Annotated in this window: 28 protein-coding genes; 15 read left to right on the top strand and 13 right to left on the bottom strand. The window is 63.4% G+C overall.

All coding sequences use genetic code 11. The features are described 5' to 3' along the window. Positions 1 to 20: 20 nt before the first annotated feature. Positions 21 to 635, top strand: coding sequence for a DUF4126 domain-containing protein (locus D6201_RS08745; RefSeq protein ID WP_120048440.1), 615 nt, complete (start codon positions 21 to 23; stop codon positions 633 to 635). Here the strand turns inward: D6201_RS08745 and D6201_RS08740 are convergent. Continuing rightward, on the bottom strand, positions 632 to 1,849 hold the full coding sequence (locus tag D6201_RS08740) for a polyhydroxyalkanoate depolymerase (protein WP_120048439.1): 1,218 nt from the start codon (positions 1,847 to 1,849) through the stop codon (positions 632 to 634). The genes D6201_RS08745 and D6201_RS08740 overlap by 4 nt on opposite strands. Before the next feature lie 187 nt (positions 1,850 to 2,036). On the opposite strand from D6201_RS08740, the gene D6201_RS08735 reads away from it, so the two are divergent. The 5 genes from D6201_RS08735 to D6201_RS08715 all read left to right on the top strand — a co-directional run bounded on the left by D6201_RS08735 (position 2,037) and on the right by D6201_RS08715 (position 7,755). Continuing rightward, positions 2,037 to 3,821, top strand: coding sequence for an ABC transporter transmembrane domain-containing protein (locus tag D6201_RS08735; protein WP_120048438.1), 1,785 nt, complete (start codon positions 2,037 to 2,039; stop codon positions 3,819 to 3,821). A gap of 166 nt (positions 3,822 to 3,987) precedes the next feature. Further along, on the top strand, positions 3,988 to 6,108 hold the full coding sequence (locus D6201_RS08730) for a M13 family metallopeptidase (RefSeq protein ID WP_120048437.1): 2,121 nt from the start codon (positions 3,988 to 3,990) through the stop codon (positions 6,106 to 6,108). Positions 6,109 to 6,218: 110 nt separating this feature from the next. Next, the gene (locus D6201_RS08725; protein WP_120048436.1) at positions 6,219 to 7,064 is read left to right on the top strand and encodes an undecaprenyl-diphosphate phosphatase; all 846 of its coding nucleotides are present in this window, start codon (positions 6,219 to 6,221) and stop codon (positions 7,062 to 7,064) included. 88 nt (positions 7,065 to 7,152) lie between these two features. Further along, entirely contained in the window at positions 7,153 to 7,425 is a 273-nt protein-coding gene (locus D6201_RS08720) for a GlsB/YeaQ/YmgE family stress response membrane protein (protein WP_120048435.1), read from the top strand. Positions 7,426 to 7,509: 84 nt separating this feature from the next. Further along, entirely contained in the window at positions 7,510 to 7,755 is a 246-nt protein-coding gene (locus D6201_RS08715) for a hypothetical protein (RefSeq protein ID WP_120048434.1), read from the top strand. A gap of 84 nt (positions 7,756 to 7,839) precedes the next feature. Here the strand turns inward: D6201_RS08715 and phhA are convergent, their stop codons facing one another. Genes phhA through D6201_RS08705 form a run of 3 tightly spaced genes read right to left on the bottom strand, consistent with a single transcriptional unit; the run spans position 7,840 to position 9,332 of the window. Next, on the bottom strand, positions 7,840 to 8,802 hold the full coding sequence (gene phhA / locus D6201_RS08710) for a phenylalanine 4-monooxygenase (RefSeq protein ID WP_422664698.1): 963 nt from the start codon (positions 8,800 to 8,802) through the stop codon (positions 7,840 to 7,842). Between the two features lie 36 nt (positions 8,803 to 8,838). After that, complete coding sequence (locus D6201_RS12960) at positions 8,839 to 9,009, bottom strand: hypothetical protein (RefSeq protein ID WP_165853527.1); 171 nt, start codon at positions 9,007 to 9,009, stop codon at positions 8,839 to 8,841. Further along, a complete protein-coding gene (locus D6201_RS08705; protein ID WP_120048433.1) occupies positions 9,009 to 9,332 on the bottom strand; it encodes a hypothetical protein in 324 nt (107 codons plus the stop codon). The genes D6201_RS12960 and D6201_RS08705 overlap by 1 nt, the downstream gene beginning before the upstream one ends. A gap of 116 nt (positions 9,333 to 9,448) precedes the next feature. On the opposite strand from D6201_RS08705, the gene recQ reads away from it, so the two are divergent. The 7 genes from recQ to asd all read left to right on the top strand — a co-directional run bounded on the left by recQ (position 9,449) and on the right by asd (position 14,927). Further along, on the top strand, positions 9,449 to 11,248 hold the full coding sequence (gene recQ, locus D6201_RS08700) for a DNA helicase RecQ (RefSeq protein WP_120048432.1): 1,800 nt from the start codon (positions 9,449 to 9,451) through the stop codon (positions 11,246 to 11,248). A gap of 80 nt (positions 11,249 to 11,328) precedes the next feature. After that, a complete protein-coding gene (locus D6201_RS08695; RefSeq protein ID WP_120048431.1) occupies positions 11,329 to 12,240 on the top strand; it encodes an SPFH domain-containing protein in 912 nt (303 codons plus the stop codon). Between the two features lie 6 nt (positions 12,241 to 12,246). Beyond that, positions 12,247 to 12,453, top strand: coding sequence for a type II toxin-antitoxin system antitoxin (locus D6201_RS08690; RefSeq protein ID WP_120048430.1), 207 nt, complete (start codon positions 12,247 to 12,249; stop codon positions 12,451 to 12,453). 1 nt (position 12,454) lies between these two features. Then, positions 12,455 to 12,703, top strand: coding sequence for a hypothetical protein (locus tag D6201_RS08685; RefSeq protein ID WP_242447493.1), 249 nt, complete (start codon positions 12,455 to 12,457; stop codon positions 12,701 to 12,703). A 55-nt stretch (positions 12,704 to 12,758) separates the two neighbouring features. Further along, entirely contained in the window at positions 12,759 to 13,739 is a 981-nt protein-coding gene (locus D6201_RS08680) for a right-handed parallel beta-helix repeat-containing protein (protein WP_242447492.1), read from the top strand. Positions 13,740 to 13,791: 52 nt separating this feature from the next. Further along, positions 13,792 to 14,055: a DksA/TraR family C4-type zinc finger protein gene (locus D6201_RS08675; RefSeq protein WP_120048428.1), complete on the top strand. Its 264-nt coding sequence runs from the start codon at positions 13,792 to 13,794 to the stop codon at positions 14,053 to 14,055. 11 nt (positions 14,056 to 14,066) lie between these two features. Then, positions 14,067 to 14,927: an archaetidylserine decarboxylase gene (gene asd / locus D6201_RS08670; RefSeq protein ID WP_120048427.1), complete on the top strand. Its 861-nt coding sequence runs from the start codon at positions 14,067 to 14,069 to the stop codon at positions 14,925 to 14,927. Here asd and D6201_RS08665 read toward each other — a convergent pair. The 8 genes from D6201_RS08665 to pabB form a co-directional block, all read right to left on the bottom strand. Next, positions 14,906 to 15,403 carry a GNAT family N-acetyltransferase gene (locus tag D6201_RS08665; protein WP_120048426.1) on the bottom strand — a complete coding sequence of 166 codons (498 nt, stop codon included), beginning with the start codon at positions 15,401 to 15,403 and terminating at the stop codon, positions 14,906 to 14,908. The genes asd and D6201_RS08665 overlap by 22 nt on opposite strands. Then, positions 15,400 to 16,425: a GTP cyclohydrolase II gene (gene ribA / locus D6201_RS08660; protein WP_242447491.1), complete on the bottom strand. Its 1,026-nt coding sequence runs from the start codon at positions 16,423 to 16,425 to the stop codon at positions 15,400 to 15,402. Before ribA ends, D6201_RS08665 begins: the two co-directional genes overlap by 4 nt. Before the next feature lie 38 nt (positions 16,426 to 16,463). After that, positions 16,464 to 17,255, bottom strand: a complete 792-nt coding sequence (gene xth / locus D6201_RS08655; RefSeq protein WP_120048425.1) for an exodeoxyribonuclease III — start codon at positions 17,253 to 17,255, stop codon at positions 16,464 to 16,466. 271 nt (positions 17,256 to 17,526) lie between these two features. Beyond that, positions 17,527 to 18,195 (bottom strand): LolA family protein, encoded by a 669-nt coding sequence (locus tag D6201_RS08650; RefSeq protein WP_120048424.1) that lies wholly within the window; start codon positions 18,193 to 18,195, stop codon positions 17,527 to 17,529. A gap of 103 nt (positions 18,196 to 18,298) precedes the next feature. Continuing rightward, complete coding sequence (gene rpmG, locus D6201_RS08645; RefSeq protein ID WP_120048423.1) at positions 18,299 to 18,466, bottom strand: 50S ribosomal protein L33; 168 nt, start codon at positions 18,464 to 18,466, stop codon at positions 18,299 to 18,301. Between the two features lie 126 nt (positions 18,467 to 18,592). Beyond that, a complete protein-coding gene (gene arfB, locus D6201_RS08640; RefSeq protein ID WP_120048422.1) occupies positions 18,593 to 18,997 on the bottom strand; it encodes an alternative ribosome rescue aminoacyl-tRNA hydrolase ArfB in 405 nt (134 codons plus the stop codon). Beyond that, complete coding sequence (locus D6201_RS08635; protein ID WP_120048421.1) at positions 18,997 to 19,653, bottom strand: RluA family pseudouridine synthase; 657 nt, start codon at positions 19,651 to 19,653, stop codon at positions 18,997 to 18,999. The genes arfB and D6201_RS08635 overlap by 1 nt, the downstream gene beginning before the upstream one ends. Beyond that, positions 19,650 to 21,446, bottom strand: a complete 1,797-nt coding sequence (pabB, locus tag D6201_RS08630; RefSeq protein ID WP_120048420.1) for an aminodeoxychorismate synthase component I — start codon at positions 21,444 to 21,446, stop codon at positions 19,650 to 19,652. Before pabB ends, D6201_RS08635 begins: the two co-directional genes overlap by 4 nt. 55 nt (positions 21,447 to 21,501) lie before the next feature. Here pabB and D6201_RS08625 point away from each other — a divergent pair, with 55 nt between their 5' ends. After that, positions 21,502 to 23,028: a helicase HerA-like domain-containing protein gene (locus D6201_RS08625; protein ID WP_120048419.1), complete on the top strand. Its 1,527-nt coding sequence runs from the start codon at positions 21,502 to 21,504 to the stop codon at positions 23,026 to 23,028. 1 nt (position 23,029) lies between these two features. Next, a complete protein-coding gene (locus D6201_RS08620) occupies positions 23,030 to 23,440 on the top strand; it encodes a ribose-phosphate pyrophosphokinase (protein WP_422664697.1) in 411 nt (136 codons plus the stop codon). Here D6201_RS08620 and D6201_RS08615 read toward each other — a convergent pair. Further along, positions 23,421 to 24,788 (bottom strand): sensor histidine kinase, encoded by a 1,368-nt coding sequence (locus tag D6201_RS08615; protein WP_120048418.1) that lies wholly within the window; start codon positions 24,786 to 24,788, stop codon positions 23,421 to 23,423. The two genes, D6201_RS08620 and D6201_RS08615, sit on opposite strands and share 20 nt — an antisense overlap.

Raw genomic sequence — 24,788 nt, 5'->3', positions numbered from 1 at the left:
CTGGGCCGATACTCACCGCCATGGATGCGCCCGCAAGTCTCGGCATCGTCGAAATTCTCGGCATCGCCGCCAGCGCCAGCCTGCTGGCGGGATGGCGGCTCTACCTTGTCGTGCTGGGGACAGGGCTGGCGATGCGCAGCGGTATCGTTCCCCTGCCCGATCATCTGGAGTCGCTGCAGGTTCTGGCCAATCCGTGGGTGCTCGGCATTGCCGGGCTGGGCGCTGCGGCGGAATTCTTCGCCGACAAGGTGCCGTGGTTGGACAGCGCGTGGGACACGGCCCATACGCTGGTGCGCCCGATAGGTGGCGCGCTTCTGGCGCTGGCGATCGTCGATCCGGGCGATCCGGCGCTGCAGGTCATCGCATTTCTTGCGGGCGGTGGCGGCGCCCTCCTGGCGCATGGCGGCAAGGCGGGTGCGCGGGCCGCGATCAACACCTCACCCGAACCGGTAAGCAATGTCGCCATGTCCACCGCGGAAGATGTGGCGACCGTCGGGCTGCTTTGGTTCGTGTATGAATATCCGTGGGCGGCAGTGGGCGTGGCGGTCGTTCTCACGGCTATTGCCATCGGACTGACCCTCGCGCTGCGCAGATTGCTGCGCAAAGTGTTCGGTCGGCGAGAGATCGAGACCTAGGCGCTCCGCATCCATTCCTCGACCACTGGCGCGATCCGGTCGCGCCATTTGCTGCCGTTGAAAATGCCGTAATGCCCGCAATCGCGCGCAAGGTGATATTTCTTTTTCGCCATCGGCAGATGCTCGGCCAAGTCGAGTGCCGCGCGCGTCTGGCCGATGCCCGAAATATCGTCGAGCTCACCCTCGATTGCGAGGAGCGCGGTATCGCGAATAGCATCGGGATCGATGGCTTTGCCGCGATGCACGAATTCGCCCTTCGGCAGCGAGTGCTCCTGAAACACATGCTCGATCGTCTGCAGGTAGAATTCCGCCGTCATGTCGCAGACCGAGAGATATTCATCGTAGAACAGCTTGGTGCGATCGGCGCTGTCCTGATCGCCCAGCGTCATGTGTTTGAACATTTCGTAATGGCTCATCATGTGATCGGCGAGATTCATGCTGATGAAGCCGGCAAGCTGCAGAAAACCGGGATAAACCTTTCGACCGGTGCCCGGGTAATTGAACGGCACGGTTGCGATGACGTTGTTCTCGAACCAGCTGAGCGGCTTTTCCATGGCCAGATCGTTCACACTGGTCGGGCTGGCGCGGGTGTCGATCGGGCCGCCCATCATCGTCAGCGTCTTGGGTCGGCAGGGATCGCCCTCCGCGGCCATCACCGCCGTCGCCGCGAAAGCAGGAACGGAGGGCTGGCATACGGCGAGCACATGGGTGTCCGGCCCGATGAACTGCAGGAACTCGATAAGGTAATCGATGTAATCGTCGAGATCGAAACGTCCGGCATCGGTCGGCACCATGCGGGCGTCCGCCCAATCGGTGATCCACACCTGCTGGTTTTCGACCATGCGCTGCACCGTGCCGCGCAGGAGCGTGGCATAGTGCCCGCTCATTGGCGCTACGATCAGCAGCTTGGGCGCATCATCCGGCAAATCGTCGCGCACGAAGCGTCGCAGGTTTCCGAACGGCTTTTCGAAGACGACCGCTTCGTTGACCGAGAACGCCTTCCCGTCTTTCTGCACCGGCTGGAGATCGAAATCGGGCTTGCCCCGCTCCTCATAGAGATGCGCGAACAGTTTCAGCGCGCTCGCCGCCATCGGCCCCATGCCGAAATAGCCCATGGGCAGGGCCGGATTGTCGAGCAGGCGCGCACCGACCGCGGCCATGTTGCTGGCCGAGCTCAGCCAGGCCTTCTGCATTTCGTAAGCGGAATAGAGCAAGATTGTCCCCTGTGGGTGGCCGTGGCGGCCGCTGCGAACCCGCACTTCCGTCTGCCGGGAAGCGTCGGCGACGGAGCATGCATGGATTCGTTTCATGTTGCAACGCGGCATGAGGCGAACGGGTTCTGTCCATGTGGACGAAGAGTCGCTTCAAGAGCGCTCCGCTTTGGTCTAGGGCCGGGCGCAAATGGCCACCCAGCACCCCATCGACGACGCCAAGCCCGCCAAGACGCTGGGCCCTTTGCGGATGATATGGCGCGAAGCGAAGAAGTATCCCGTTCAGGTCGGTATCGCGTTGGCCGCTCTTTTGATCTCCGCAACGATATTCTCGCTAGCGTTGCCGAATGCGATCCGGTTGATCGTGGATCGCGGGTTCACCGGCGATGGCGATATCGACCGCTGGTTCAGCTATCTGCTGTGGCTGGTTGTCATCTTCGGCGCGACGACGGCGGTACGCTTCTATTTCGTAAGTTGGGTGGGCGAGCGGGTGGTCGCAGACATCCGCACAAAGGTTTACGATAACCTGTTGCGCCTATCTCCGGGATTTTTCGAAGGGAACAGCCCCAAAGAGATTTCAAGCCGCATGGTCGCCGATACGGCTATCATCGAGATGGTGGTAGGGACGACCATCTCCGTTGCTTTGCGTAACGTCATTACAGCTGTGCTTGGCACCGGTGCCCTCTTCTGGCTCGCTCCGCAATTGGCTGTTTGGCTGGTGGCAGGAATACCCTTGGTGGTCGCGCCAATCGCTATATTCGGGCGCAAGCTACGGGATATCAGCCGAACGAGTCAGGATCGAGTGGCCGATGTTGGCGCAATGGTAACGGAGACACTGTCCGCGATGAAGATCGTGCAGGGTTTCAATCAGGAGCGACGCGAAGGTTCGCGCTTCGGCGCCGCAGTGGAAAAAACCTTCGATGTAGCGCGTCGCCGCATAATCATTCGCGCTTTGATGACGGCAATCCTGATGACGCTGATTATGGGAGCGATCACTCTCCTGCTGTGGCGTGGTGCAATTCTGGTAACGACGGGCGAGCTCACGGGTGGCACAATAACGGCATTCGTTTTTGCCAGTATGGTAGTCGCCGGGTCTGCCGGGGCGCTCACAGAGGTGTTCGGTGACCTGCTGCGTGGTTCTGGTGCGGCCAGTCGCCTGCGCGAATTGCTCGACGCCGAGCCGGAGATCTTTGCACCCGCCCGCCCGCAATCGCTGCCGGAGCCGCCGCGCGGCGCGCTCGCCTTCGACAATGTCACTTTCTGCTACCCCACACGCCCAGATGAGTGCGCGATCCGCGACTTCACGCTGACGGTGGAGCCGGGGGAAACGGTCGCAATCGTCGGCCCATCGGGTGCCGGCAAATCGACGATCTTCCAGCTGTCGGAGCGGTTCTACGATCCCCAGCACGGCACCATCAAGCTCGACGGCGTCAAGCTGACCGAGGCCGATCCCGCGGATATTCGCCGCCGCATGGCGATCGTGCCGCAGGAAGGGATCCTGTTTGCTGCCAGCGCGCGCGACAATTTGCGTTACGGCGCGTGGGACGCGACGGAGGATGCGATCTGGGGTGCGGCACGCGCGGCCAATGCGGAGGACTTCCTGCGCGCCTTGCCGGACGGGCTCGAGACCTTCCTGGGCGAAGGGGGCGCGCGCCTTTCCGGTGGACAGCGCCAGCGCCTTGCCATCGCCCGCGCCTTGCTGCGCGATGCGCCGATCCTGCTGCTGGACGAAGCCACGAGCGCGCTCGATGCCGAAAGCGAGCGGCTGGTGCAGGATGCGCTGGAAAAGCTGATGGCGGATCGCACCACGCTCGTCATCGCCCACCGCCTTGCCACGGTCCGGGCCGCGGATCGGATCGTCGTGATGGAGGATGGCCGCATTGTCGAGCAGGGCGATCATGCCACTCTGACTGGTGCGGGCGGTCTCTACGCCCGGCTCGCCTCGTTGCAATTCGACGAAGCCGCCGTCGCCTGAAGGCGCGCCCGCGTCAGGCCGTGTAAAGCTTGCGCCGAGTAGAATCGACGCTTAATCGATAAGGTAACGACAGAAACCGGCGCGCCTGCACGCTCTTCGCGACCAAGGCAGCAGCCGGGCCGAAGCCAGAAAATTCAACGCACAACTTGTTTTGGGGACAGATCGCATGATCCGCACAATGCTTACGACTACCGTATCCGCCGTCGGGCTGATGCTTGCCGCGCCCGCCATGGCGCAGGACGACACGAACGAACTGCCGGAAATGAACTTCGGTACGTGGGGCGTCGGGCTCGACGCCATCGACACCGAGGTGGATCCGGGCGACAATTTCAACGCCTATGTCAACGGCAAGTGGATCCGCGAGAACGAAATTCCGGCGGACCGATCCCGCTTCGGGGCCTTCGATCTGCTGGGCGAGCAGTCGCGCGAGGACGTTCGCACGCTGATGAACGACTTGCTCGCTTCGAACCCCGCGCAAGGCACCACCGCCCGCCGCATCGTCGACGCTTATAACGCATATTACGACGTCGAAGCGATCGACGCCACGGGTCTCGCTCCGGCGCAGCCCTATCTACAGGAAATCTACTCGGCCCAGAACCTGACCGAACTGGCCGCCCTGTTCGAAGAGCCCGCCTATGCCGGTCTCGTCAGCTTGAGCGTAGGCGCAGATGCCCGCAACCCGACCGAATATGTTGCGCGAGTCGGGTTCGATGGCATGGGCCTGCCCGATCGCGACTATTATCTCATCGATTCCGAGAGCAATCTGGAAATCCGCGAGAAATATGTCGATTATCTGACCACGATGCTCACCGCTGCCGGTTACGAGGACGCCGCCGGAGCGGCCCGCTCGGTCTACGCTTTCGAGCGCGACGTGGCGGAGCTGGAATGGGCGCGCCAGATGCTGCGCCTGCCGCAGCTGATCTACAACGAATTGACGCCGGATCAGCTGCGCGAGATGGCCGGGGATTTCCCTATCGATACCGTGATCGAGACCGGCGGTTTCGGCAATGAAACGCGCTTCCTTACCAGTCAGATCCTTCCGACCGAGGAGGAGGTCGAAGAACTCGGCCTCACCGAAGCGCAGCTGGCAATGATGGGCGGCGGCTTGCCGGCCATGATGGAGCTGCTGACCGAGACACCGCTGGCGACCCTGAAAGCCTACATGGCCGTGCAGTTTCTCGCCGGGAATGCGTCCCTGCTCAGCAGCGATCTCGACGAGGCGGTGTTCGATTTCTACGGCCGCACCATCGGCGGCCAGGAAGTGCAGCAGGACCGATGGAAGCGTGCAATCTCTGCCGTACAGGGCCAGTTGGGCGAGCAGCTCGGCGCGCTCTATGTCGAGCGGTATTTCCCCGCTGCCAGCAAGGCGCAGATGGAGGAGCTCGTCGGCAATCTCTCGCGCGCCATGTCCATGTCGCTCGACGCGAACGAGTGGATGACGCCCGCGACCGTGACCGAAGCGCGGGGCAAGCTCGAGGGCTTCGTGCCGATGGTCGGCTATCCGGACGAGTTCGAGACCTATGAAGGCCTCGAGATCTCGGCGGACGACCCGTTGGCCAATGCCATCAATGCGCGCGCATGGGGCATTGCCGACAACCTTTCGCGCCTCGGCACGAAGGTGGACCCCAGCGAGTGGGGCATGCTGCCGCAGACGGTGAATGCGTATTATTCTCCGCTGACCAATCGCATTGTCTTCCCGGCCGCGATCCTGCAGCGTCCTTTCTTCGATGCGGACAACGATCCGGCCGTGAACTATGGCGGTATCGGCGCGGTGATCGGTCATGAGATCGGCCACGGCTACGACGATCAGGGTTCGCAATACGATGCATCAGGCACGCTGCGGAACTGGTGGCAGGACGAAGACCGCGAAGGCTTCGAGCAGTTCACCCAGCGGATGGGCGAATTCATTGAAAGCTATTGCCCGGTCGACAGCCCGGAAGGCCCGGTCTGCCTGCGTGCCGGCCAGTCCATGGGCGAAACGCTGGGCGACGTGGTCGGCTTGCAGATGGCCTATAACGCCTATCGCCTTTCGCTGAATGGCGAGGAGGCCCCTGTGATCGACGGGTTGACCGGCGACCAGCGCTTCTTCCTCGGCTATGCACAGATCTGGCGTTCGATGGAGCGCGAGGAATCGCTGCGCAACCGCGTGATGACGGCCAACCACCCGCCGGGCGAATTCCGCCTCAACAATGCGGTGCGTCACCTCGACGCGTGGTACGATGCGTTCAACGTGACGGCTGACGACGATCTGTACCTGGCGCCGCAAGATCGCATCCGCATCTGGTAAGTGTATCGAACGGAATATCGATCGGAGGGGGCGAGGGTTGACTTCGCCCCCTTCTCGTATGAGGCGCTGAGACTTCCGAAAGCGCCGACTATCAGGGACGCCGCCCGCGCATGACTTTCCTCCAGATGCTGATTCTCGCCATCGTGCAGGGGGTCACCGAATTTCTGCCGATCTCCTCCTCCGGCCACTTGATCCTGGTGCCGGTTTTCACCGGAGCGGAAGATCAGGGCCCGATGCTGGACATCGCGGTTCATGTCGGCTCGCTGCTCGCGATCATCGTGTATTTCTTCAAGGACGTGGCGGGCCTGGCGCGCGGAGGTTTCGCCACGATCGGCATCGGCAGCGCTCCGCGGGAAAAGCGGCTCTTCTGGTGGATCATCCTCGGCACGATTCCGGCGGTCATCCTCGGCCTCTCCATCAAGTTGGGTTTTCTGAATTCGATTGCCGAGGCTTGGTTCGGCTTGACCGTCGTCGATGACGACCTGCTCGCTTCGCTGCGTTTCACGGACCTGATCGCGGTGAACCTCATCGTTTACGGGATCCTGCTTGGCCTCGCGGACAAGTTCGGCCCGACCCACCGCAGTTATGAAGACATGACGTGGAAGGACGGACTGCTCGTCGGCATTGCGCAGGCACTTGCGCTGATTCCCGGCACCAGCCGCTCCGGCGTGACGATGACGGCTGCCCGCGCGCTCGGTTTCGAGCGGGTGGAGGCGGCGCGCTTCTCCTTTCTCCTGTCGATCCCTGCCGTGGCTGGTGCGGGCGTGTTGATCGTCCCAGACCTGCTGGCGGCCGATGGTGCATTGTTGCAGGAAGCGATCATTACCGGCGCGCTGACCTTCGTCGCGGCGTTCCTCACCATGGCGTTCCTCATGAATTTCCTGAAGAAAGCGTCGATGATGGTGTTCGTCGTCTATCGCATCGCGATGGGCGCCGCGCTGCTGGCTTTCTTCTGATCTGCGCACTCCATTCGTCGCAATTGCTTGGAACTACCGACTTTCGCACGTGTTTGAGCGAAGGAAGGTATCACAAGGAATTGGCCCGATGGGCATTGTGTTCATGATTGTTGTCGGAGGTATTCTGGGATGGCTCACCGCTTTTCTGCAGTGCCGTGAGGGCGACATGGGATGCATGCAGCAGCATCTTGCTTCGGGCGTAGCGGGTGCACTACTGGGGGGATTGCTGTTCGCCCCCGCCATCGGTGCCGGCGATCTGGTGTCGGCTCGCTACAGTGTCGGCGCTCTGTTCGTGTCCGTTTTCGGCGCACTCATCGCACTTTTTTTCCTGAACCTGTTGCAACGACGCATTTTGCGTTAAGCGAGTCGGGAATGCCCGGAAGCCGGGTCATTCTTTTTCGAGGCGACCCGGTTGGGCCGCCTCGCCTTTTGAAGGGGAATAAAAATGAAGAAGATTATTGCTTTCGCTTCCGCCGCCGCTCTCGGCCTCGGTGTTGCCGCTTGTGACAGCGCCGCCGAAAACGAAGCCGAAGAAAACATCGAAGAGATGGAAGATACCCGCGACGCGCAGGTCAACGAGATGGAAGCCGAAGGTGCCATCACCGACGAGCAGGCCGACGCGATGGACGACCAGACCGACGCCATGGAAGAGTCCATGGAAGAGCAGGCCGACGAAATCGACGAAATGTAAGTTCGGTTTTTCCGACTTACGAAAGACCGGCGCTGGAGCGATCCAGCGCCGGTTTTTTGTCGCCGTGTCGAACTTCGCTTTGCCTCAGACGGGATCCGCCGAAGAACCACGACCGCCACGAAGAAAATATTCCTGCGTGCCGCGCTGCAGCACATTGTCGACATCGATGATGGCCGAATTGGCGTAGGTAAAGCTTGGGCCGAGACTGCGATAAAGTCGGTCGAAGTCGCGCTCCACCGTCTGCCGATAGAGGTCGTCGAAGCTCTCGATCACGAAATAAGTCGGTTGCAGGTCGTCGATCACATAATCGGTACGCATAACGCGGTCCACGTTCAGCATGATGCGATTGGGGCTTTCCGCTTCCAGCGCGAAAACTGCCTCGGTGGGCCCTGACGATATGCCCGCGCCGAAGATGCGCGGCTCGCCATTTTCCATGATCAGACCGAATTCGACCGTATACCAGTAGAGGGCACCGAGTGCTTTCAGCCGGTTGTAGCGCATCGCCTTCCATCCGGCGCGGCCATATTCCTGCATGTAGTCGGCAAACACCGGATCGGTCAGCAGCGGCACGTGCCCGAAGACGTCGTGAAAGACGTCCGGTTCTTGGATGTAATCGAATGTCTCGCGTGTGCGAATAAAATTGCCTGCCGGGAAACGCCTGTTGGCAAGATGCCAGAAAAACACGTGATCGGGGATGAGCATTGGCACCGGCACGACGCTCCAGCCGGTGCGCTTGCCGAGCTCTTCGGAAAGCTCACCGAAATCGGGCACGCCGCCCTTGCCGAGATCGAGTTTCTCCAGCCCTTCGAGCATGGCGGAGCAAGCGCGCCCGGGCAGTATCCCCATCTGGCGAGCGAACAGATCGTCCCAGATGCGGTCGTCTTCGGACGTGTATTCGGTCTGCTTCGGTTCGAGCCAGTCATGCCCGACATGCTCTGGCCGCTTCAGCGGCGCGGTGAAGACGTCGAGCGAAATTTCGGGAAGCGCGGAATAATCTTCCGCGCGATCGGCGCCAAGGCGCTCTTTTTCGGCAAGCTCGGTCATCATGCGCAGTCTATCATACGCAAAACTTGCGATCCAGTTTCACTCGATACCATCCTCGGGCCGCTCTTCGAGCATGGCGGCGGCATCGGCGAGGGCGCGGCTCTCGTTTTCATGCACCGGCTCCACGGCAGGTTCGCGCGCAGCCGTGTCGCCGCATGCGGCCAGCGCCGCACCCAGGGCCAGCAGACCGAGGGTGCGGCGCGGTGGCATCAGTCTTCGGCTTCGACCTCGGTTTCGCCTTCCATCTCGGCGCTTGCGGCTTCTGCCGCGGCGAGTGCATCGTCGACGGTCTCGGTCGCGCGGTCGGCAGCGGCCTCAGCCTCTTCCTCGCCGACATTCAAGTTTGTTTCGACTTCCTCGTCGGTCATCGCAGTGCCTGCGTCGTCCTCGACGGGCTCGGGCATGTCGGCCATGGCTTCATCGGCTTCCACTTCGACCGTGTCGGGCACCGCTTCTTCGGAAGCATCGGTGGACTCCCCGCATGCGCTGAGCGCGAAAGCGGCGGCGACGGTGGCGAATGCAAGTTTCTTCATGTCAGGTACTCTCATCCTGTGGTGGGTCCGGCACCGCCATAGCGCGGCGCGCCGCACGTGGAAACGCGCTTATGCCCGGCTGGCGGCGAGAGGACCGATCTGGCAGACGGAGCGCCATGTCCTCCACAGCCAGCCTTGCCTCGCCCAATCTCGACAACGCGCGCGAGGAACTGAGGCGAATTTTCGGTTATGAGAGCTTTCGCGGCGCGCAGGAGGACGTGCTGGCGCGCGTGCTCGGCGGGGAATCGACGCTGGCTGTCATGCCAACGGGCGCGGGCAAATCGCTGACATATCAACTTCCCGCCGTCATGCTCGAGGGCACCTGCATCGTCATTTCGCCGCTGATCGCCTTGATGCACGATCAGCTGCGCAGCGCCCGGGCGAACGGGATTCGGGCAGCGACACTCACCAGCGTCGATGCCGATTGGCGTGAGACCATGGATGCCTTCAGGGCAGGCGATCTGGACCTGCTCTATGTGGCGCCCGAACGCGCTTCGCAGCCCGGATTTCGCGATCTGTTGAAGAGCGCACCGCTGGCGCTCTTCGCAGTGGACGAGGCCCATTGCGTTTCCGAATGGGGCCACGATTTTCGCCCGGACTATCGCCAGCTGCGCCCGTTGATGGACGCGTTCGCGCATGTCCCGCGCCTGGCCCTGACCGCGACCGCGGATGCGCACACTCGGGCCGACATCCTCACCCAGCTGGGTGTCCCTGAAGACGGCCTCGTGCTGGCGGGCTTCGACCGGCCCAATATCCGCTACGAGATCGGCCAGCGCACGAATGCGGCCAAACAAGTCGCAGAATTGATGGCGGCGACGCCCGGGCCGGGCATTGTCTATGCCCCCACCAGGGCGCGGGTCGAGAAACTGGCCCAGCAGCTCGGCGAGCAGACTGGAAGGCCGGTGCGCCCCTATCACGCCGGACTCGATCCGCAGGTCCGCAGCGAGAACCAGGCCGCTTTCGTCGCCAGCGAGGACATGGTGATCGTCGCCACAGTGGCGTTCGGCATGGGGATCGACAAACCGGATGTCCGCTTCGTCGCGCATGCGGGCATTCCGAAATCCATCGAGGGCTATTACCAGGAAACGGGGCGAGCCGGGCGGGATGGCGATCCCGCGCGCGCCGTCATGCTGTGGGGCGCTGGCGATTTCGCCACCGCACGTCAGCGCCTCGGAGAGATGGAAAATGCACGGCAGGCCGGCGAGCGCGCTCGCCTTGATGCGCTGGCGGGCCTCGTGGAGACGCCGGGATGTCGCCGAGCGGTGCTGCTGCGCCATTTCGGCGAAGATCCGCCGCAGATCTGTGGCAATTGCGACAATTGCCTCAATCCGCCCAAGGTTGCCGACGCCACCGAGCTGGCGCGCAAGCTGCTCTCCGCCGCCTATCGCACGGGCCAGAGCTACGGCCTCGGCCATCTGGCCAAGGTGCTAACGGGAGATGCGGATGAGCGAGTGCGCCAGCGCGGACATGACGATCTATCGGTCTTCGGCATCGTCGCGGAAGAAGACGCCCCGCTACTCAAGCCGCTCGCCCGCGCGCTGCAGGCTCAGGGCGCGCTGGTGGCGAATGCCCATGGCGGGCTCGAGCTGGCGGGCGAGGCCCGCGCCATCCTGACAGGCGAGCGCGAGGTCGAAATCGTCCTGCCGCCCAAGCGAGAGCGTCGGCGCAAGAGCCGTGGCGATCAGACGCCGAATCCGGTTGGCGATCCGCTGTTCGATGCACTGCGCACCTTGCGCCGCGATCTTGCGGTGGAAGCGGGCGTCCCACCCTACGTGATCTTCCACGATGCGGTGCTTCGCGAAATCGCCGCCACCCGGCCTTCCTCGCTGGCCGAACTCTCCGCACTGCCGGGCGTGGGAGAGAAAAAGCTTGCCGCCTATGGAGGCGCTTTTCTGAAAGCGGTGCGGGACCACTGAAGATTGAAGCGATCATCCTTGCCAAAACCTGATAAGCGATATAATAGTGATATCATATTTATTGAACAGGAGGACATGGGATGATCGACGAACACACGCCAATGGTGCGTAGCCGGGAGCGCTCGGCGAGCGGCTTCAACGGATTTCTGATGCTGGCAGTCACGCTCGCCCTGCTTGGCGTGGCCGTCTGGCTGTTCGTGATGGCGATGGATTTGAAAGACATGGGCGCCGCCTTTGCCGTGCCGATGTGGGCCTGCGTGATCACCTTCTTCGTCAGCCTATTCGCTTCCATCGGTTTCTACATGATCCAGCCCAATCAGGGCGCAGTCATCACGCTATTCGGCGAATATCGTGGAACCGATCGTACCGAAGGCCTTCGCTGGATCTGGCCGTGGATGGGCAAGAAGAAGGTGAGCGTGCGCGCGCACAATATCCATTCCGAACGGATCAAAATCAATGACAAGCGCGGCAACCCGGTCGACATTGCCTGCAACGTGGTGTGGCGCGTGAAGGACACGGCACAGGCGGTGTTCGATGTCGATGATTACAAGGAATTCGTGAACATCCAGATCGAGGCGGGCCTGCGCACGGTCGGTGCGCGCCATCCCTATGACGATTTCGAGGAAAACGAGACAACGCTGCGCGGCAGCCCGGACGTCGTGAATTCCGAATTGCAGGCCGAGTTCAACGAGCGGCTGGCCCCCGCCGGCGTCGTGGTGGACGAAGCCAGCCTGACACACCTGGCCTATGCGAGCGAGATTGCCGGAGCGATGCTGCGCCGTCAGCAGGCCGAAGCGGTGATCGCTGCGCGTGCCAAGCTGGTGATGGGCGCGGTCAGCATGGTAGAAATGGCGCTGGAGAAGCTGAGCGCCGACGATATCGTGCATCTCGATGACGAACGGCGCGCGGCCATGGTGTCGAACCTCATGGTGGTGCTGTGCGGCGAGCGGGATGTGAACCCGGTCGTCAATGCAGGGTCGCTTTACCAGTAGCTGCCAATGGCCGCGAAGCCGAAACCAACGAAAGCGTTCGCGCTGCGGCTCGATCCGGCGCTCCACGATGCGGTGGAGCGTCTCGCTGCCAAGGAACTGCGCTCGGTGAACGCCGAGATCGAAGTCCTGATGCGCGAAGCGCTGAAGAAGCGCGGCATTGACGTGCCGGTGACGCCGCGCGCGAAGCGCGGACGCCCCACAAAAGGAGAGTGATGTGTGGAAAGCCCTGACAGGCACGGAGCCGTGGTTTGAGCCGAAGGCATTCGGCTACGGGGCGGGCCTGCCTTGCGCGTGGCAAGGATGGGTGCTTCTCGTCGCTTACCTGGCGAGCGTAATCTTCATCGCCATGTCGGCGCAGCGCATCGGCCTTGTGGTGAGCATGGCCGCCATCCTCGCGCTCACCATCCCGTTCCTCTGGCTTGCCAAGCGGCACACCCGTGGTGGCTGGCGCTGGCGCGGATAAGGCCGCCCGGATGATACCGGGGCGTTAACCATTATCCGCTAGGCCGAGCCTCGCAATGACACTGGCCTGTCCCCAAGCCACACGGCGGCACCTGCGCGCGACGCTTGCCATCGCGGCCATGGCGGTGATCGCCATTCCGGCGGCGGCGCTATTGGCGCAGGATCGTCCCGCGCCCTACCGCGTCCTCGAGACGGGCCAAAGCTTCGACCGGCTACAGGATGCGGTCGACGCGATCGGCGATGCAAGAGGCACCATTGCCATTGCGCCAGGTCGCCATGAACAATGCGTAGTGCAAACGGCGGGGACGATCTCCTATCTCGCGAGCGATATCGGTTCGGCCGTGTTCGACGGCGTGACATGTGAGGGGAAGGCCGCGCTCGTGTTGCGCGGGCGCGGCGCGGAAATCTCCGGCCTCGTGTTCGAAAACATGCGCGTGCCCGATTTCAACGGTGCGGGCATTCGGCTCGAAACCGGCAATCTGACCGTTGCCGAAAGCTGGTTCCGCGACAGTCAGCAGGGCATTCTGACCGCCAGCGACTCGTCGGCGCAACTCATTATCGACCGCTCGACCTTCACCCGGCTGGGCACGTGCGAGGGCGCGGGCGGCTGTGCGCATTCGGTCTATACCGGCGATCTCGGGCAGGTGCGGATCACGAATTCGCGCTTCGAGCAGGGTCGCGGAGGGCATTACGTCAAGTCGCGCGCGGCGCAGGTCGCTATCGCGGCGAACAGCTTCGATGATGCCGCGGGCCGCGCGACAAATTACATGATCGACCTGCCAGGTGGCGCTTCCGGCCAGATCAGCAACAACTGGTTCGTGCAGGGGCAGGACAAGGAGAACTATTCCGCCTTCATCGCAGTCGCAGCGGAAGGAGGCGGTAACAATTCCTCCGACCTGCGCGTGGTCGGCAACGACGCACGGCTCGCGCCCGGTGTCGAGCGCAATACGGTGTTCGTCGCCGATTGGTCCGGGCAGATGGGCGGCGTGGATGAAAATCGCCTCGGTCGCGGTCTGACGCCTTACGAGGTTCGCTGAGCGGCGGAACTGCATGCATCCGACGCCCGTTGGGGGGCAAAGGAGCTTTGCAATGGCAGGCGGATGGGCGCGCGATGGCGCGGTTCAGGACCAGATCGACGATAGTGTAAAAGATGCGGTCGCCGCCGCTCGCGCACGTTTGCCGCGTGGCGAGAGCGCGGAATATTGCGATATTTGCGGGGAAGATATTCCGGAGAAGCGCCGCATGGCTGTGCCCGGGGTACGCACCTGTGTCGAATGCCAGGCGGGCAGGGACAGCACGTTGCGCCACTCGTCGATCAATCGCCGCGGTTCCAAGGACAGCCAGCTGCGCTAGGGGCACTTTCCATGTCGAATTCTTTCATCAGACTGCAGCACGCGCTGCCGCACCACGCGGTGTCCCGGCTCGCCGGCAAATTCGCCAAGTCCGAAAAGCCATGGATCAAGGATCGCCTCATCCGCCGCTTCATCGCCGCATACGATGTCGACATGAGCGAAGCAGCGCGCCCCGTGGAGACCTATGCAAGCTTCAACGACTTCTTCACGCGCGAGCTGAAGCCCGGTGCCCGGCCCTTCGCCGATGCCGACACGCATGTGCTCTCGCCCGCCGACGGCGCGATCAGCCAGATCGGGCGGATCGAGAAGGGCCGCGTGTTTCAGGCGAAAGGTCGCGAATTTACGGCCACCCAGCTGCTCGGCGGCGATCCTGCGCTTGCGGAGCATTATAACGGCGGCAGCTTCGCCACAATCTATCTCAGCCCGAAGGACTATCACCGGGTGCATATGCCCGCCGCGGGCGAGCTGCTCGGGACGATCTACGTTCCGGGCGACCTGTTCAGCGTGAACCAAGTAACGGCGGAGAATGTCGACGACCTCTTCGCACGCAATGAGCGCCTCGCCTGCATGTTCGATGGACCACATGGCAGTTTTGCGAGCGTCATGGTCGGTGCAATGATCGTGGCCGGCATCGAAACGGTCTGGGGCGGACGCGAGCACGCGCATGCGCCGCGCGTACGCAGCGCGACATTCGCGGAAGGTGAGCACCGTTTTGCAGCGGGTGACGAGATGGGCCGTTTCTTTCTCGGCTCCACGGTGGTCTTGCTGTTCGAGCCGGGCCGGGTCGAATGGGATGCCGCTCTGTCGGCGGGCGACAGCGTTAAGATGGGCGAGGCGCTGGGGCGCTGGGTTCAGCCGAAAGCGGGCGCGTAAGTCACTTCGCCGCGCGGTGCCCGCCCGCCGAAGCGCAGACGCTGGAAATACTCCGGCGGCACGCCCGGAAAGGTGAGTGCAGGATCGCAAGCGAATCCGAAGCGGGCATAGAACCCGGGATCGCCAAGCACCACGCAGCCCATCGCGCCTTGTTCCCTGATACGCAGCAGTCCGTGACGGCACAGTGCGCTGCCGATGCCCTCACCCTGCCGGTACGGGTCGACCGAGACCGGGCCCAGACCGAACCATCCGATCGCGCCGTCGTCTATGGTCACCGGCGAGAAGGCAATATGACCGACGATGTTACCGGCATCCTCTGCCACCAGCGAGACGCTCGGTGAGCGATCGCGGCGCAGGCGTTCCACGATGTCCGGCTCGGTCCCGTCCGAGTGGGCGTGGCCCGCGAAGGCCCGCTCGACGACGCCACGTATGGCATCCGCATCGCAAGCCGCTTCGTCCCGGATCGAACAGCTCATGTGAGCAGATGGCCCGCCCGGTCGCGCTTGGTGGCGAGATAGCGGACATTGTGCGGGTTGGCAGGCAATTCGTGCGGCACGCGCTCAATCACTTTCACGCCCGCATCCTCCAGCGCGACCACCTTTTCGAGATTGTTCGTCATCAGCCGTATAGAGCCGACCCCCAACAAATCCAGCATACGCGCCGCGAGCGGGAAGTCGCGCGCTTCCTCGGGCAGGCCGAGGCGGCGATTGGCCTCCAGTGTGTCCACCCCTTCATCCTGCAGGCGATAGGCGCGCAGCTTGTTGACAAGGCCGATGCCGCGGCCCTCCTGCCGCAGATAGAGAAGCACGCCCCAGCCATCCCACGCCGCCTCCGCGCTCATCGCGCCCAGCGCACCGTCAAGTTGAGGGCCACAATCGCATTTCAGGCTGCCGAAGATATCGCCCGTCAGGCATTCGGAATGCAGTCGGACGAGCGGAGGCCGGTCGGAATGCGGCGCCCCCAATATCAGCGCCACATGCTCGCGCATGTCGTCGACGCTGCGAAAGGCAACGATCTCGGCCTCTTCTTCGCGCGCGATCGGAAGGTGCGCGCGGGTAGCTATCGAGAGATTGTCTGGCGAAGACCATTCGGCCAGATCGCCCGCCTCGAGCGCAACCGCTTCGCCCTCCGGTCGGGGATCGACCAGGAATGCCGGCAGCACGCCTGCAATCCGGGCCAGCGCCATGGCAGCCACCGCTTCGTCCTGCCATTCCAGCGGTTCCGCGCGGAACGGGCCTTTGAGCGGATTGGCAAGGTCGAGCGCGGGATCGGCGATCGGCAGCGCCCCCGTAAGGTCTAGCAGTTCCGGCGCGCGCATCAGCACTGGCGCGTGCCCGCCGGCTGCCTCGCGCTGGTTGGTGAGCTTGAGGGTTTCTGCCCGCGCGGCGCTGATGAGCAGGCGCCGCGAGGCGGCAGCGCGGTTCGGAGCCGTTTCAACCGGCAACAGCGCAGGCGAACTTCCCACCTGCACCGGCCAGCCATGGCGCAGCGCGTCCACCGCCTGCGCAACGCGCCTTGTAGGAGACGCCCGCTCGCTCAGATGTCGAACTCCGTGATCAGCGGGATGTGGTCGCTCGGCTTTTCCCAGTCGCGCGCATCCTCGCGCAGCCAGTGCCTGGTCGACTGCGCCGCCAACTGAGGGCTTGCCCACATATGGTCCAATCGCCGTCCGCGATCGTTCACTTTCCAGTCCTTCGAGCGGTAGCTCCACCAGCTGTAATAGCGTTCCGGGTCGTGAATGTGCTCGCGTCCGATATCGGTCCATCCATGCGCATCCTTGAAGCGCTGCAACGTGTCGACCTCTACCGGCGTGTGGCTGACGACCTTTAGCAATTGCTTGTGGTTCCAGACATCGCTTTCGAGGGGCGCGATGTTGAAATCGCCGACGATCAGCGTGGGGCGATCCACCTTGTCCGCCCAGCGCGTCATCCGCTCGAGGAAATCGAGCTTCTGGCCGAATTTCACGTTCTGCTCGCGGTCCGGGATGTCGCCGCCCGCGGGGACGTAGACATTCTCGACCACCATTCCCTGGTGATCGGGCAGCTCGATACCGACATGGCGCGCCTCGCCATTATCCTGCCAGTCATGTCGCGAGAATTCGCGCAGCGGCACGCGGCTGACCGTGGCGACGCCGTGATAGCCCTTCTGCCCGTGGACCGCGATCTGGTCGTACCCCAGCGCCTCAAACGCTTTGTAGGGAAACTGGTCCTCCTGGCACTTGATTTCCTGCAGGCAGAGGACGTCCGGCGCTTCTTCTTTCAGGAAACGCTCTACGATGGGCATGCGCAGGCGGACGGAATTGATGTTCCAGGTGGCGACAGAAAGCATGGCGCGGGGGATAGGGAGCGGCGCGGCGGGCGGCAAGGCCCGTGGGCTCGTCGCTGCATATAAAAACCCCCACCGCGGGGGCATTGCGGCGGGGGTTCATTATCGAGCGTTCGTCACGCTTCGCAGGCCGGGCTCTTTCGAGGCTAAGGCAACAGGGGGGAAACCCGCCTCACCACGTCCTGTATCTGCAAAGTAAGCCGACCTGCTCGACTCTCCAACGTTTTTCGACAGGCGCTTGTCGCAAATTTACAACGCACCGCCGCGCGTCCGTTTATCCCGGGCGACGGGACGAACGGCGCGGATCGCGATAGGTAAACGCGCTGTTAGGCACGGACATGCCGTAGCGATGATTTCGCAGGCGAACCGTCGTCCGGGTGTTCTGCGAATCGAGCGCCACCCAGCTCGCGAGCTGCAAACCGCCCGGTGCGTTGGCATTTTCCTGGAAGATCAGCGTGATCGTACCGAATTCGGGGCGATTGGGATCGCGTACGAGGACGCTGATCACATTGTCGCTGCCCGAAGACTGCAAGGTGCCGTAGCGACGCATGTCGCGATCCGGATCGAGCAGCGCGCCCAATGGCGAATTGCTGATTGGCCAGCGTTCGACCTGGCTTACATCGTAATCGACGAGCGTCAGAGCGCGGCCATCGGACACGACGAGCATATTGGTATCGCCGTCGTATTCGAAGCGGATACGGCCCGGATTGCGCAGCGTCAGTTCCCCGCGAAGGGCGTTGCCGGCGCGGTCCGTCTGCACGAAATCGGCGCGCATGGTGGTGATCGCCCGAAGAGCGCGCACGGCGCGATCCAGGTCGTTCGCCTGCGTGCTGGCGACGGCGGGTGCCTCCGGCACAGCCAGCGAGGCGGGAACGGCAAGCGTCGCAGCACCGAAAATGGCGGCGGCGACGGGCTTGGAGATAATGCGTTTCAAAGCGTTCATGCTCCTGCAAATAGTCATGGAGCGTTGAACCATCGGTGAACCCGGCGCGTTCCCGGCATTCAGCTTGATCGCAGCACTTTTCAGATGCGCCGCGAAGGGCAGATCACTTGATCTTGCCTTCCTTGTACTCGACGTGCTTTTTCGCGACCGGATCGTATTTGCGAAACACGAACTTATCGGTGTGATTGCGCGGGTTCTTCTTGGTAACGTAGAAGTGGCCGGTATCCGCGGTCGAGTTCAGGCGGATCTTGATGGTTGCGGGCTTCGCCATGGTCTGTCTCGTAAAGGTTTGAGAGGCCTCAGCGGCCCGAAAAAACATGGGCGACGCACGGCGCCGCCCTCACGGTGCGCGCCTCTGCTAGAGAATCGGTTAAAAGTCAAGCGCCGCCGCGCTGTCTTAGAGGTCGACCTTGCCGCGCAGGGCCTTCTTCTGGCCGTGCGCCTTCTTGCTGGCGAGGCGCTTGCGCTTGCCGACACGGTTGACCCGCGTCTTCGCGCGTTTCTTCGGCTCTTTCAGCGCGCTTTCGATCAGCTCTGCCAATCTTTCGCGCGCCTCGCGGCGATTGGCCTCCTGCGTGCGGTGATTCCGAGCATCGATGACGATCTCGCCGGCGGTATTCAGACGATTCCCAGCCGCGTCCTTCAAACGGTGAAATACGCGCGGCGACAGGCCGAGCGCGTAGATATTGACGCGCAGTTGCACGGCCGTCGCCACTTTGTTGACGTTCTGCCCGCCAGGGCCCGAGGCGGCGATGAAGCTCTCTTCTGCGATGGCGTTCGCCCGGTCGAGCGTCTTGCTCATCAGCCCGCGCCCAGCCTCGCAAAATCCTCTGGCAGCGGGGCCTGTGCAGTGATGTCGGGCTTTCCGGGCCGCTCGACGACGAGCGCGCTTGCATGCAGCATTGTCCGGCCGACGCGCGCATCTTTGTGCCCGTAGACCGGATCGCCGAGCAGGGCATAGCCGAAGGCGTGTTCCGCATGGACGCGGATTTGGTGCGTTCGGCCAGTTTCGGGGCGAAACTCGACAAGGGTGAGCCCACCTTGCAGTTCGGCCCGCTTGGTCCAGTGCGTGATCGAGGGCTTGCCCGCCCGCGCCACGATCATCCGCCAGCCGCGTTCTTTCGAGCTGATCTTCTTTAGCGCGAGGTCGATCGACCCCTCATCGTCCTGCACCGCTCCCGCAACGATACCGAGATAGGTCTTGCCCACCAGCTTGTCCTGAAAGGCCGCGTTGAAGCGTTTCAGCGCCTTCGGATTGCGCGCAAGCAGCAGGCAGCCGGACGTATCGGTATCGAGCCGGTGCACGGCGACGGGCGCGCGCTGGAAGCCCAGTTTCAGCGCTTCGACGTGATCTTCCAGGCTGGCCCCGCCACGGCGTGGCCGTTCGATCGGGAGACCGGCAGGCTTGTCTATGACGAGCGCTTCGCCGTCTTCGTAAAGGACGGATATGTCCGTCATTTCAGTTCGGCTGGCTGCAGGCCGCGAAGGGCGTTGCCGATAAAGAAGCCGCCGGCAAGATCACTCAGCGTCAACTCGGCCTCGCGCACTTCGCCGCTTTCGATGAGGGAGCGGCGCAAAATACCCGGTAGCAGGCCGAGATCGGCAGGTGGGGTAAGGAGTGTGCCATCATCGGCTCGCACGAAGATGTTTGTCCAGCTGCCCTCCGTCACCAAACCGTTTTCGCGCACCAGGATCGCTTCGAAGGCGCCTGCCTCACGCGCCGCTTCGAGCGCATTCTCGTAAAAGTGGCGGTCCGTGCTCTTGTGCCGCAATCGCCAGTCATGCGCGACGGTGGGATGCGGCAGCGCGATGCAGGGCGCAGGGTTTGGCGGAGCTTCCGGCAGCGGTTCGCTCGCCAGCGTGATGGCACCGGAGCGGGACAGCACCAGTCGTACCTTTGCATCCTGCTCAAGTTCGAAACAGAGCGCCTGGATGCGATTGCGCGTCTCGTGCCGGTCGAAGCTGAAGCCCAGCTCGCCGGCGCTCGCTTTCATTCGCTCGAGATGCAATTCAAGCAATACGATCCCGTTTTCAGCCTCGAAGCGCATGGTCTCGATCAGGTCGTGCCCGCCCGCCGCGCCGCGAACGAATGCGGCTTTGACGAGGCATTCGCGCCATTCCGTCATTGCATCGCTGTCGGCCACGATCGCGCCGCCGACGCCCAGCGTCACCTTGTGCCGCGCGTTTTCTCCCGGTGTGAGGCGGATGGTACGGATCGCGACATTGAAAGCCGCATCCCCGTCCGGCCCGATGCGCCCGATCGCGCCGCAGTAAGGGCCGCGGGCATCGCGCTCGACCTCGGCGATCAATTCCATTGCGCGGATCTTCGGCGCACCCGTGATCGAGCCGCAGGGAAAGAGCGCACGCACCATGTCCATCGCGCCGTGTCCGTCTGCCAGGCGAGCGCGCACCGTGCTGACCATCTGGTGCACGGTGGGATAGCTTTCGACCGCGAAGGCATCCTCCACCCGCACGCTACCTGCTTCGGCCACTCGGCTGAGATCGTTGCGCATCAGGTCGACGATCATCAGGTTTTCGGCCTTGTCCTTCACCGATGTCGCCAGCTCCTCGGCAATGGCTGCGTCCTCGCCTTCCTCGGCGGCGCGCGGGCGTGTGCCTTTCATCGGCTTCACCTTCGCTTCCCGTCCCTTGAGCGACACGAACAGTTCCGGGCTGAAGCTGAGCAGAAAATGCGACCCGTCGAAGATCAGTCCGCCGTAACCCGCCTCCGCGCTCGGCCGGATCGCGGCATACAGCGCCAGTGGATCGCCGTTCGCCGGGCCGGCAAGCGGAAAGGTGAGATTGGCCTGGTAGACATCGCCGGCCCGGATTGCGTCCTGCAGGCGATCGAACGCCTCGCAATAGGCGCCGGGCGAAATCTGCGGACCCATCGGACCGATACTGGCCTGCCCCTGCGCCCGCGTGGCAAGCCAGTCCGGCATTTCGTTCGCGGGAATGATCTCGACGCTGTCAAATAGGCCGAGCCAGAGGAGTGGTCCATCGGCTCCACCGCGGCCGGATGCGAGGCTCTGCAACCGCTCTTCCAGCGCCAGACCGACTTCATAGGCGATATAGCCCGCCAGATGACCGCCGCCAGCTTTCTGCGCCGCTTCGGACGCTTTCAGTACTTCCTCGACCTCGCTCGGCTCGCGCGCCACGAAGACCTCGCGCGGCGCGGCATAATATTGCGCGTCGCTCGCACCATCGGCGCGCGCATCGTCGAGCAGGACGAAGGGGGTCTTGCCATCCATCCGCCCGGCTCTACGGTCGGTGCCGCATTACGGCAACAATCGAATAGGCGGGCGAATGGCGGATATCTTTCTCGGCAACGATCTGGACGGCAATCGGCAGGCGCTCGATCTCTCCCGCGCCAACCGCCACGGCCTGATTGCGGGCGCGACCGGCACGGGCAAGACGGTGACGCTGCAGGGCATGGCGGAAAGCTTCTCTGCGCACGGTGTTCCTGTTTTCGTGGCCGATGTTAAAGGCGATCTTTCCGGCATCGCCATGCCCGGCTCGCCGAACTTCAAGCATGCCGACAAGCTGGAAGGCCGGGCGAAGGAGCTCGGCATGGACGACTACGCCTATTCGGACAATCCGGTGGTGTTCTGGGACCTCTATGGCGAGCAGGGGCACCCGATCCGCACCACGGTGTCCGAAATGGGGCCCTTGCTGCTCTCTCGCCTGCTCGATCTCAATGAAACGCAAGAGGGCGTGCTCAACATCGTCTTCCGCTATGCGGACGAGAACGGCCTACTGTTGCTCGATTTCGAGGATCTTCGCGCGATCCTCGCCTGGTCCTATGACAATGCCAAGGAGTTGTCGGGCGAATATGGCAACGTCTCGAAACAGTCGGTCGGCGCCATTCAGCGCCAGTTGCTGAGTTTCGAGAGCCAGGGGGCGGACAAGTTCTTCGGCGAACCGGCGCTGGAAATCGCCGATTTCCTGCATGTCGATGAGGACGGGCGCGGCACCGTCAATGTGCTGGCGGCAGACCAGCTGATGCGCAGCCCCAAACTCTACGCCACTTTCCTGCTCTGGCTGCTTGCCGAACTTTTCGAGACCCTGCCGGAAGTGGGCGATCCCGAAAAGCCGAAGCTGGTCTTCTTCTTCGATGAGGCGCACCTGCTTTTCGACGATGCGCCGGACGCGCTGGAAGATACTATCGAGCGCGTGGTCCGCCTGATCCGATCAAAGGGTGTGGGCGTGTTCTTCGTCACGCAGAACCCCATCGACATCCCGGAGGAAATTGCCGGGCAGCTGGGCAACCGCGTCCAGCACGCCCTGAGGGCCTTCACTCCGCGCGACAAGCGGGCGATCAAGGCAGCGGCGGAAACTTTTCGCATCAATCCCGATCTCGATGTCGAGACCGCGATTACCGAACTGCGTGTGGGCGAAGCGCTGGTGAGCACGCTGGACGAGGAGGGTGCGCCGACGATCGTGCAGCGCACATTGATCAAGCCGCCGCGCAGCCGGCTGGGGCCGGTCAGCGCCAAGGAACGCGCAATCATCCAATCGGTCAGCCCTTACGAGGGGAAATATGACGAGGCGGTCGACCGCGAAAGTGCCGAAGAGGTGCTTGCAAAGAAAACCGAGGACGCCGCCGAAACGGCGCAGGAGGTCGAGGCGAAGGGCCGCGATGAGGTCGCCAAGCGAGAGCGCAAGTCCACCTCCCTGTGGGAGAAATCCGGAAAGGCGGCGGTGCGCGCCGCGGCAGGTTCGCTGACTTCCATCGCCGTTGCCGCGGCGCTGGGCAAGAAATCGCGCGCCAATCCGATGCGAACCGGCGCGACCGCCTTCGTGCGAAATATTATCGGCGGGTTGATGCGCTGACATGGACCGCTCGCTCGCCGAATTTCTGGATGAATGCGGGCTGGCGAAACCGGACGATTGGAGTGCGCTGCACGATGTCGCGCGTGTAACCGAAATGGTGCGCGATGCGGCGCGCGATGGCCGCGCGCTCAGCTATTCCGAAGCGCTGGGAAAGCTCGGCTATCGGTTCACGCGGCCAAAGATGCGGGCGCTGTGCAAGACGCTGGATGCGGTGGACCGCGCTGCCGCCGAGGCTGGCGAGCCGGAACTTGCAGTGCTTGTCGTGCGCGAAAGCGATGGGTTGCCGGGGCAAGGCTGGTGGACTGGTCGGCGCGATTATACGGGTGAATGGACGGGCACAAAGGCGCGGGGCTTCGTCGAGCGGCTGCAAAAGCAGGCGTTCGATTTCTGGTCTAGCCGAGCGGCAGGCTGATCTCGGCAAGCAATCCTTCGACGTCGCTATTCTCGCCAATGCGATTGGCCAGCGTCAGCGTGCCGCCGTGCTGCTCCGCAATCGCGCGCGCAAGTGTCAGGCCAAGACCCGCGCCGCCCGTTTCCCGATTGCGCGAGGTTTCCCCCCGGGCGAAGGGTTCGAGCATGGCCGCGATGCTGTCCTCGGGAATGCCCGGCCCTGCATCTGCGACTCGAATGACGGCGCTGCCATTTTCGTGCAGCACGGCGATCCGCGCGCGCTTTCCGTAGCGCAGCGCGTTGCCGACGAGATTGCGGATGGCACGGCGAAGCCAGGTTGCGCGCAGTGGCAGTGCCACCTTGTCGATGCGACCGAGGGCCACGTCCTCGCCCATATCCTCATATTCCTCGACCACACCGGCCACGAGCGCCGAGAGGTCGGTGCGCTCCACCGGATCGGTCGGCCTGCCGACGCGGGCAAGCGAGAGAATGTCGTCGAGGGACGAGGTGATGTCTTCGATGGTGGCCGCCATCCGCTCGCGCTCTGCGTCGTCTTCGACGCCTTCGATCCGCACGCGCAAGGCGGCCAGCGGTGTTTTCAGGTCGTGGCCGATCGCGCCCAGCATTACGTTCTTTTCGTCCAGCAGTGCGGCGATCCGCGCCTCCATGGCGTTGTGCGCGGATATCAGGCGGCGGGCGTCCTGCGGGCCTTCCGGCTGCAGCGGAGCGAGCGACGCATCGAGCATCCCTCCGAATGTCTCGACGCGCTTCGTAAGTGCTGCCAGCGGGCGGGTCAGCCGTCGCAGCAGTAGAGCGAGGCCGCCCACGAGCACGAGATAAAGGATAAGTGTCTGGAGCACTATGCCACGCAAGGCTCGGCTGCCGGGCGGCGGTTGCGGCACGCGGGCAATGCGCCAGCGATCCTCGCCTTCGCGCTTGAGACCGGCGAAAACGACGCCGCTGTCGCGTTCAAGCCAGGGGCGAATACGCTGCGCATCGAGGCCATCGATGGCGGCCAGAGCTCGCGCCGCGTCGGGCGGCCTTATGACCACGACCAGTTCCGCGATTACGACGCCCTCACGCTCCAGCACGCTGCGCAGTGCCGCCTCGCGTCCCGGTGCGCGCCAGCCTTCGCGAATGTCCGCATTTTCCAGCGTGCGGACCGCGCGCCGCCGCATTCGCTCGCGCCCACGCTCGCGCCGGGGTTCGGCGATCAGCTGGAAGGCCAGCGCGTTGACGATGCCCGCTTCGCTGCGCTGTTGCTCGGCGCGATAAAGCAGGACAGCCGACAGCGCTTGCGCCACCAGCAGCGCGAGCGCGACGGCCAGCAGCATCTGGCCCAGTAGGCTCTTCGGCAGGAATCGGCGCAT

The sequence above is a fragment of the Aurantiacibacter aquimixticola genome (assembly GCF_003605475.1).
In the GTDB taxonomy this organism is placed as follows: Bacteria; Pseudomonadota; Alphaproteobacteria; order Sphingomonadales; family Sphingomonadaceae; genus Alteraurantiacibacter; species Alteraurantiacibacter aquimixticola_B.
This window is presented reverse-complemented; position numbering and strand designations above follow the sequence as displayed.